At 68.2% G+C, this 7,971-nt stretch carries 11 protein-coding genes; 4 read left to right on the top strand and 7 right to left on the bottom strand.

From position 1 onward, the window contains the following. Positions 1 to 211: 211 nt before the first annotated feature. The 3 genes from IEY82_RS38515 to IEY82_RS38525 are packed head-to-tail and all read right to left on the bottom strand — an operon-like array spanning position 212 to position 1,308. Positions 212 to 667: a YxiG-like protein gene (locus tag IEY82_RS38515; protein ID WP_189129240.1), complete on the bottom strand. Its 456-nt coding sequence runs from the start codon at positions 665 to 667 to the stop codon at positions 212 to 214. Further along, positions 658 to 966, bottom strand: a complete 309-nt coding sequence (locus IEY82_RS38520; RefSeq protein WP_189129249.1) for a hypothetical protein — start codon at positions 964 to 966, stop codon at positions 658 to 660. The genes IEY82_RS38515 and IEY82_RS38520 overlap by 10 nt, the downstream gene beginning before the upstream one ends. Before the next feature lie 21 nt (positions 967 to 987). Further along, on the bottom strand, positions 988 to 1,308 hold the full coding sequence (locus tag IEY82_RS38525) for an ArsR/SmtB family transcription factor (protein WP_189129241.1): 321 nt from the start codon (positions 1,306 to 1,308) through the stop codon (positions 988 to 990). Between the two features lie 143 nt (positions 1,309 to 1,451). Between IEY82_RS38525 and IEY82_RS38530 the strand changes: the two genes are divergently transcribed. Together IEY82_RS38530 and IEY82_RS38535 are read left to right on the top strand one after the other, a co-directional pair. Continuing rightward, a complete protein-coding gene (locus IEY82_RS38530) occupies positions 1,452 to 2,132 on the top strand; it encodes an NADPH-dependent F420 reductase (protein ID WP_189129242.1) in 681 nt (226 codons plus the stop codon). Positions 2,133 to 2,229: 97 nt separating this feature from the next. Then, positions 2,230 to 2,688, top strand: coding sequence for a RidA family protein (locus tag IEY82_RS38535; protein WP_189129243.1), 459 nt, complete (start codon positions 2,230 to 2,232; stop codon positions 2,686 to 2,688). A gap of 122 nt (positions 2,689 to 2,810) precedes the next feature. Here IEY82_RS38535 and IEY82_RS38540 read toward each other — a convergent pair whose 3' ends face one another. Continuing rightward, a complete protein-coding gene (locus IEY82_RS38540; protein WP_189129244.1) occupies positions 2,811 to 3,638 on the bottom strand; it encodes a CPBP family glutamic-type intramembrane protease in 828 nt (275 codons plus the stop codon). 45 nt (positions 3,639 to 3,683) lie between these two features. Between IEY82_RS38540 and IEY82_RS38545 the strand changes: the two genes are divergently transcribed. Continuing rightward, a complete protein-coding gene (locus IEY82_RS38545; protein WP_189129245.1) occupies positions 3,684 to 4,085 on the top strand; it encodes a hypothetical protein in 402 nt (133 codons plus the stop codon). Positions 4,086 to 4,294: 209 nt separating this feature from the next. Here IEY82_RS38545 and IEY82_RS38550 read toward each other — a convergent pair whose 3' ends face one another. Both IEY82_RS38550 and IEY82_RS38555 read right to left on the bottom strand, forming a co-directional pair. Continuing rightward, complete coding sequence (locus IEY82_RS38550) at positions 4,295 to 5,263, bottom strand: DMT family transporter (RefSeq protein ID WP_189129246.1); 969 nt, start codon at positions 5,261 to 5,263, stop codon at positions 4,295 to 4,297. 50 nt (positions 5,264 to 5,313) lie between these two features. Then, positions 5,314 to 6,276 carry a cyclase family protein gene (locus IEY82_RS38555; RefSeq protein ID WP_189129247.1) on the bottom strand — a complete coding sequence of 321 codons (963 nt, stop codon included), beginning with the start codon at positions 6,274 to 6,276 and terminating at the stop codon, positions 5,314 to 5,316. Between the two features lie 140 nt (positions 6,277 to 6,416). Here IEY82_RS38555 and IEY82_RS38560 point away from each other — a divergent pair, with 140 nt between their 5' ends. After that, positions 6,417 to 7,400 (top strand): LysR family transcriptional regulator, encoded by a 984-nt coding sequence (locus IEY82_RS38560; protein ID WP_189129248.1) that lies wholly within the window; start codon positions 6,417 to 6,419, stop codon positions 7,398 to 7,400. On the opposite strand, the gene IEY82_RS38565 is transcribed toward IEY82_RS38560, so the two are convergent. Continuing rightward, entirely contained in the window at positions 7,356 to 7,829 is a 474-nt protein-coding gene (locus tag IEY82_RS38565) for a DUF3237 domain-containing protein (RefSeq protein WP_225264398.1), read from the bottom strand. The genes IEY82_RS38560 and IEY82_RS38565 overlap by 45 nt on opposite strands. Positions 7,830 to 7,971 lie beyond the last annotated feature (142 nt).

Here is a 7,971-nt window from a genome sequence, read left to right on the forward strand (position 1 = left end):
TCGCAGAGACACGACAGAACCTCCTTCGTCCTCTCCGCGGCCCAAGTCCCCTCAGCGTCTCCCGCGACCCGGCAATCATCAACCGAATCGACCAACAAAGTCGTAAACGCCCGGGGTTCCACGCCAGATCACGCTGAAGACATCGGAGAACGCGAATCCCGTCCGATCCAGACGATCGGACGGGATTCGCGTCAACCTCATTCCAGGCGTCTCACGACGGGGGCGGAAGTTCTTCGATGTGCAGGTCGGAGAAGACCAGGGTTAGGTCGTGCACGTTGGTCTGGATCCGGACTTCATGGAAATCGATGCCGATGGCCGCGGCCCAGCTGCGGGCGGTGGGTGAGTCGCTGATGAGCGTGGCGCCGGGATAGAGCGACTGCCAGTTGACGCCCCAGACGTACCCGTCGAGCTCGACGCCGGTTTCGAAGGTGGTGAGCCGGTCATCGAGCGACACCCGCCAGGTGTCGGCCGGCAACGCGGTGGCGCAGGTGGCCTGCACGCAGTACCGGAACAGATAACGACGCCGCGGCGGCGTGGTCCCGGTCCGGGGGTCGGGCATCGGGAGGATCACGAGCTGGTAGTCGCGCAGGTGGTCCACGAACCCGTGCCGCAGCAGGGACTGGTCGAAGAGGTCGTCTAACGCCTGCTGCAGCTTGATCACGTCCATGGACGCAGTTCTACCCGCCCGAGGTGACCTTCCGTTCCGGTGCCGGTATCGGCCCGCAGCGTCAGGGTGAGGCCGGCGCGGTGGGTGCCCGGCCAGAACTGCTGCCCGCAGACGGCCAGGTTGCCCGAGGCGGGAACGACCCGGGTGAACTCCACCGCCGCGAACACGCGCAACAGCCACTCCCAGACGAACGCGGCCGAGAGCCGGCCCGGCTCCGGATGGAAGGTCGCCACGCCCCGAGGCGTCTCGCCGCTCGCCGATCCGGTGACGGTGCGGAGGCTGCGACGGTACGAACCCAACCGGCGAACGTCCAGCGGCTGTCAGAGTGCGGTGGACAGCGTGTCGAGGAAGCGCCGTATGGCGAGCTCGTCGCGTCTGTAGAAGTGCCAGTTACCGATCTTCTTGCGCGTCACGAGCCCAGCCTGGTGAAGGATCTTCAGGTGCGCCGAGACGGCCGGCTGCGACATGCCCGCCCGATCCTGGATCACCGACACGCACACGCCCTCGACATCGAAGTCACCGATCTCCTGGCGACCGAAGTTGCCGGCGGGGTCCTTGAGCCAGCGCAGGATGTCGAGCCGTGCGGTGCTGGCGAGAGCGCGCAGAATCTCCTCGTCGACCGCCTGCTCCACATCGCCCATGCGCCCAGGCTACCAGCCAGATACTTAGGAATATTGCTATATAACTATGTTTCGATGCTATGCTCTCGACCGTTCGATGGTCCTGCCGGGTGCGCGGCGATCAGCCCTCGCACCCCGGACTCCTCACGACAAGGAGCGGCACTATGAAGATCGGCATTCTGGGCACCGGGCGCATGGGAGTTCGATTGGCGGTGATGTACAGCGCGGCCGGCCACGAGGTCGTACTCGGGTCTCGTGACACCGCCCGGGCTCAGAGGATCGCCGCGAAGCTGGCTCACCCCCGCCTTGCCGCCGGCGGATATCAGGAGGCTCTCGACGCGCCGGTGATCCTGCCGGCCATCTTCATTCGCGACGGGCTCCTCGATCAACTGGAGGCCATGAGCGAGCGGTTGGCCGCCAAGATCCTGATCGATATCACCAACCCGTTCAATCAGGACTACACCGACTTCATCACTCCCTGGAACACGAGCGGCGCCGAGCAGATCGCTGAGCGGCTGCCGCGCACCAGGGTGGTGGGCGCGTTCAAGAACGTGTGGTGGGAGGTCTTCGACGCCCCTGATTTCGCGGGCGCGATCAGCGACGTCTACGTCGTCTCCGACGATGAGGAGGCGAAGCGGCAGGTCATCCAGCTGGGTGAAGGAACGCCGTTCCGCTATCTCGACGCAGGACGACTCGCCAACGCCCGCACCGTGGAACGGATGACCCTGCTCAGCGGGGAGGTCGGTTCTCGCCACGGCTTCTTCCCTCGCATGAACTACAAGCTGCTCGGCGAGCGCTGGACGCCCGGCCAAGCCGATCAGACGATCGGCCCACTGATCGCGTGACCGAACCCGAGCGCTTCTCCCGGCAAGAGCGCACGGCCGCCCCGGCCCGCCCCGTCGCGGTCGCGAACGTATCCCCTGACACGAGGATGGTGCCCCAGTGAGCGGATCTCTCCAGCGCCTGCGGGACGCGGGCTTGCACCTGCCCGAAGCACCGCAGCCGCTGGGCGCGTACGTGCCCGGCGTCCGCGTGGGCGATCTGATGTTCCTCAGCGGGATGCTCCCCCTGCACCGTGGGTCACCGCTGATGACCGGACGCCTGGGTGCGGAGCTGGAGCTCACCCAAGGCCGCGCCGCGGCTTCGGCCGCGGCCCTGAACGCCCTTGCCGTGGTGCACGGGGAGGTCGGTTTGCATGCCGTGGACAGGGTGGTGAGGCTGGCCGTGCACCTAGCCTGCCCGGCTGGCTTCCGCGACCATGCGACCGTTGCGGATGGCGCGTCCGAAGTGTTCGACATCGCCTTCGCGCCCACCCGGCACAGCAGGCTCGTGTTCGGCTCGACCGCGCTGCCCGCGGAGATGCCGGTCGAGCTCGAGGTCATCCTGGCCCTGCGGGCTTAGTCCTGGGACGAACCTGCGGATCGACCGGAACAGCCGGTCAGGAGCGCAGCAGGCGGCCGACCGCGCGGCGGGCCCGGACAGCCGCCGCGCGGTCCTGGCGTAGCTGGATCGCCAACCGGTCGTCAGGACCTCGTGACCGAGGGGCGCGGTGGACGCCCAACGGCCCGGCCTGCCCGTCGCGGCCAGAGGAACGACAGGACCCCGGTGATCGCCGTGACGACCGCGACGGCGGCGATCAGACTCGTGTCGGCCGTGTAGCCGGGAAGCAGCGACTGGGTGAGATTCAGCATCGTGTGCAGGAGCACGGCCGACAGCACACTGCCGCCGGTGGCGACGTACAGCCGGACCATGACCAGTCTCGCGCCGACCGTCCCCAGCGCCCACCAGGCGATCCACCCCGGTGTGCGCCCCGCCTGAACCAGCGGCACCAGATGCCACGAACCCCAGACCACACCAAGCACGAGGGCGGCGCCCAGGTCGCCCCAGCGGGCGCGCAGCGGGTCGAGGGCGAAGCCCGTCCAGCCCGCCTCCTCAGCCACGGCCGCGGCGAAGAACAGCGCGAACAGCGGCGGCACGGCCAGGATCGAGACGTCAAGGCCCTGGGATGATGCCCCGCCCATGGCTCTGTCCAGCGCGTAGCCGAGCAGGGCGATGCCGGGCACGAGCAGGAACGTGGCCGTCAGCCAGGCCGGGTGGGCAAGTCGCCGCGGAGCGAAGGCGCGGCGCAGCAGCAGCCGGGTCGCGCCTGACTCGCGGCGGCGCAGCAAGAACACGGCCACGAGGAGCGGCCCCGGGAACATCAGGGCGCTCACCGGAAGCCGCATCGGCACGCCGGGCAGATGGCCGGTGAACGCGCCGACCACCCAGAAGGGCACCGCGACGACGAAGAGCAAGACGAAGAAGGCGGGGAGAGACGTGGCGGTCTCGACGGCCGAGGGCCTCCGGATCATGAAGTACTCCTCACTGGTGCTTGGGGTCGTGCTGGAGCGGCAGGAGTGGCTGCGTACACCGCGATCGCGCGCGCCGAGCGCGACTTCACCGCCCGGATCGCGGCACCGGCCGAGTGGAGCCTTCCAGGTTTCGGCATCGCCGCCACCGTGCTCGCCTTCCTGGAGCACGATCCCGACGTGGTCCGGGACGACGAACGCATTCGCGCGGTCATCCGTGACGTTGGCGGGCCGGTCGGCCGAAGCCGGACGCGAACGGCCCTGCAGCACGCTGTGTCGACTCCCCCAAGGAGGTCGGCGGCGCCAAGCGGGAAAGACAGGCGAGGCACCGCCGACCAGTACACCGGGTTACGCCCGGGACAGATCATTACGGGCGCCGATACCCGTCGATACCCGAGCGACCTGCCACAAGCGCGTCAACTGATCAGGTCCAGTCATAGTTACGCATGAAACTCACCCCCTTTCCTTGCGTAGTTACCTCGACCCGGTGGTGGGCGAGTTCGTGACGGCACGGGATGTGCCCCGTGCCACGATTTGCCGTGATCTATGTGGACACGCGAGCCCCAGTACCGCGCCGACCGCCCGAAAGGCGAGACGGACGCCGGGGAAGCCGGTCACGGCCGGTCGGCGCACCGCGTGGTTTGCGCACCCGCGGACCGTCAGCGACGGAGGGGGCGTTTCAGCGGGATCGGCTCCCTGCCACGCCGTGGCCGGCGCGCCGGTGCGGCGAAGGCGTCGCGCGCCACGGCGAGCAGGGCTCCGCCGAGCATCAGCGCGCCACCCGCGTATTGGACGGGAGTCAGTGACTCGTGAAGCACGATGAGGCTTCCTGAGGCACCGAAGACCGGGACGAGCAACATCATGATCGAAGTACGGGCCGGGCCGATCGATCGGATGCCGTGAAAGTAGGCGACATAGGCGATGGCCGTCGGGAAGACGCCGAGGTAGGCGATGGTGAGCCAGATCCCGGCGGACAGGCCCGACCAGGCCACGGACGCCAGTGCCGGCCCGGCTGCCAGGAGGAGCATGAGAGAGCCGGCAGACGTGGTGAGGGCTGTCGCCTTCAGCGGGTCGATGCCTGCGAGAATTCGCCGGCCGAGCAACGTGTACGCGGCCCAGACCCCCGCACCGGCCACGTAGGCCAGGTCGCCGATCAGTCGCCGGCCGTTCGCCGGGCCGCCCACGCCGATGAGGAACAGCAGCGCCCCGCCGACACCCACGGTCAGGCCGGTGATCCGCGCGGGCGAGACGGTGTCGCGGAGGAACAACGCCGAGACCGCCGTGGTCAACACCGGGCTGAGCACCGGCACGAGGATGCTTCCGTCGACGGACGGCGACTGGTGCAACCCCCAGAAGAACAGCCAGTTGAAGGCGAACACGCCCAGAGCTCCCGCCACCAGGATCCGCGGCCAGTCGCGGGCCGGCAGGCCGAACCCACGACCCGTGGCACCGAGCCAGACCAGCAGGACGAGCGCGCCACACCCGAAACGCAGGGCCGCCGCGACTTCGGGGGGCAGCGTGTCCGCCAGGACCTTGGACGCGGCGAAGGCACTGCCGAACAATGCCATCGCGGCGGTCAGCACGAGGTACACCGCCATCTCGGACGTTCGCCGGTCGGTCACACGCACGAGGACTGCCCTTCTGATTGCGCGAGTCTGATCGCGCGAGGCGTAGCGGGCTACAGAAACGCGATGGGGTTGATCGGTGCACCGGCGGCGTTGGTGACGTGTAGCGGGGCCGCGACCAGGAAGAACTCCCATCGGTTCGCCGCCTCGCAGGCCTCGGTGAGTTCTTCGAGCCACCACAACTCGCCGATGGTCAGGCCGAGATCGCGGATGAGCCGCGCGTGCATCGGATAGCCGCCCTCGTACGGTCGCGCCGGCACCACCTCGATCGCGATGTTGTCCACAGCGAGCGCGGCGATCTCACGGTGATGGATCCAGTCCACTGTCTCCATGGCCAGTCCGGGCGATCCGGCGAGCCAGAACTCGGCTTTGTCCGGCAACCCGTAGAAGAACGGCATCTCCCCGGTACGGAGCAGGAGGATGTCGCCAGTGCCGATCTCGACGTCCTGAGCCGCCGCACAGGCGTCCAGTTCGTCGACGGTGATCGCGTGGCCGGGCGCCAGGTGGTCGACTCCCAGATGCCGGGCGATGTCCAGAAGGACGCCCCTGCCCGCCAGCCGATCTTTGAGGAGATGGGTGCCGCAGCGCCGGGCCCCGCTGTAGGCGGCGACGTTCCCGGCCCAGAAGCCGTTGTACATCGCGTCGTCGTGGGCGACATGAGCCAGCCCGTCCCAGTGGGTCGAACTCTGCAGCGGCATGGAGATGTGATCGTCGCTGCCCTGGAACCCGTTGAACTCCTTGTGCGCATCGGGCCCGGCGAAGTCCACACCGGTGTACATGAACGTGTGCACGACCGCCGGCCGGGCCGGGTTGACCGGCATCACCTCCTGGATCGGGATGGCGCAGCTCACCGCCCGGCCGTCGCGGACCGACCCCGCGGCCTCGGTCACCATGGCCGGGGTGATGAAATTCACGGTTCCGAGCTCGTCGTCCGGCCCCCAACGGCCCCAGTTGTTCGGCTGCCGGTCGTTCACGTATCCGACGAGGTGACCCCTGTCGTCGAGGTCCGGCCACATGTCAGCTCCTATCGCCGCGCGTTGGGTTACCGGGACGTGGACCGCCACGAGGCGGCCTCGGCCCAGAGAGGTGCACCGGGTTCGCTCCGCTCGTGCGCAAGCACGGCGAACTGCTCGTCTTCACGGTCAGTCGGTGAGCCGTGATCAATCTGCACCACTTTGCCCATCGAGTCCAACGAATGTTTTTGGATGCCTCCATCGAAGATTTCGATAGGCTGAGCTACATGGACACGCGGCTGCTGCGGACATTCGTCTCGCTGCACGACACAGGCAGCTTCACCGCGACCGCCCAGGACCTGGCGTTCGCCCAATCCACCGTCAGCGCGCACATTCAGTCCCTGGAGCAGAGGCTCGGAGTGCGACTGTTCGACCGGCTACCCACCCGAGTCGTCCTGACCGCGCACGGACGGCGCTTGCTGCCGCTCGCCCGGCAAATGCTCGACCTGGCCGCGGAGGCCGAGCGGATCGCCGACCCGGCCGACGGTCACTGCGCCGTCCGCCTGGTCGCCCCCGGCACCCTTTGCGGTCATCGCCTGCCACAGGTAGCCATGTTCCTGCGGCAACACCATCCCCAGGTGCAGCTGTCGGTGGCTGCCGCCGGCACCACGGCTGCCCTTGACGCACTGGGAAACGGGTCCGCCGACCTGGCGCTGGTATTCGAATGCGAGCTGACCAACGCCGGCATCGGTGGCGAACGGATCGGCACGGAACGGCTGGCCGTCATCTGCGCACCGGATCACCCGCTGGTGGGACGGCGTGTCAGCTGGCAGCGTCTCGCCGAGCACGAGTTCCTGCTGCTGGAGGAGGGATGCAGCTACGGCGACGTGGTGGCCCGGCGACTTGGCATGGCAGCCAGTGGCCGTGCGAAGGTGAGTCGCTTCGGCAGTGTGGATGCGATCCGCGCCTGTGTCGCAGCCGATCTCGGGCTCAGTGTCCTGCCACGTGTCGCCGTCGAGGAGTCCATTCGCGCCGGAAAGCTGGCCACGATCGACACGCCGGGGCTACCCGCTCCGCGTGTCCTGCTCGTCACCCGGGCCGGCCGGTGCGACGGCCCGGCGACGGCCACGGTGAGCGAGGCACTACGCGCCGCCTTCCTCCCGAACCCTCCGTCGCCGGTGGGATGACGCCTCACGGGGGCACCCGCCGGACGCGAAGGTGTGCGATCCACTGATCATCGGATGCTGTAGACGCGTAGTCGACGTGGTTGAGGGACAGTTCTTGACGGCGGCGGCGGAGTTCAGCCACGCGTAGCCGTCCGCGCCGGTCTCGAACAGCGGCGCGGACCGGGCGTGCATCTCCTCCCAGCCGATGGTTTCGCCGGCGAACAGCCGATTGATCACCTCGTCCGACATCGTGGCGCGGCCGGTCACGGTGAGGAACACCAGCTCGTCGTCGTGGGTGCGAATCGTGGCCCTGACGTCCAGACGGGCGACGCGGTCGGAGCCGACAGTGATCCAGTCGCCACCGCTGGATAGTTTCGTCGGCGACAACGCGCGGACCGGCGCTCCGCAGCCACTGCCAAGGATGGAGGACCTCTGCTGGCCGGGAAACATCAACAGAGTGTCCCCGTATTATCTCGGCACTGACAATTGGGCTCTTCGACTTTGAGGGGGAAGCTCACCCTCATGCCGCTGGGTTGATCGTTTGATGTGTGCAGGCCAACCGTACGCGGCGGCGTTGGTTGGTCAGGTTGCG

The organism is Nonomuraea cavernae, assembly GCF_014646355.1.
Classification (GTDB): Bacteria; Actinomycetota; Actinomycetes; order Streptosporangiales; family Streptosporangiaceae; genus Nonomuraea; species Nonomuraea cavernae.

What these genes read in the sequence shown, in the direction of transcription:
- IEY82_RS38565 (WP_225264398.1), bottom strand. Translation starts at nt 7,829, where the DNA reads ATGTTTCCCGGCCAGCAGAGGTCCTCCATCCTTGGCAGTGGCTGCGGA.
- IEY82_RS38540 (WP_189129244.1), bottom strand. Translation starts at nt 3,638, where the DNA reads ATGATCCGGAGGCCCTCGGCCGTCGAGACCGCCACGTCTCTCCCCGCC.
- IEY82_RS38530 (WP_189129242.1), top strand. Translation starts at nt 1,452, where the DNA reads ATGAAGATCGGCATTCTGGGCACCGGGCGCATGGGAGTTCGATTGGCG.
- IEY82_RS38555 (WP_189129247.1), bottom strand. Translation starts at nt 6,276, where the DNA reads ATGTGGCCGGACCTCGACGACAGGGGTCACCTCGTCGGATACGTGAAC.
- IEY82_RS38515 (WP_189129240.1), bottom strand. Translation starts at nt 667, where the DNA reads ATGGACGTGATCAAGCTGCAGCAGGCGTTAGACGACCTCTTCGACCAG.
- IEY82_RS38525 (WP_189129241.1), bottom strand. Translation starts at nt 1,308, where the DNA reads ATGGGCGATGTGGAGCAGGCGGTCGACGAGGAGATTCTGCGCGCTCTC.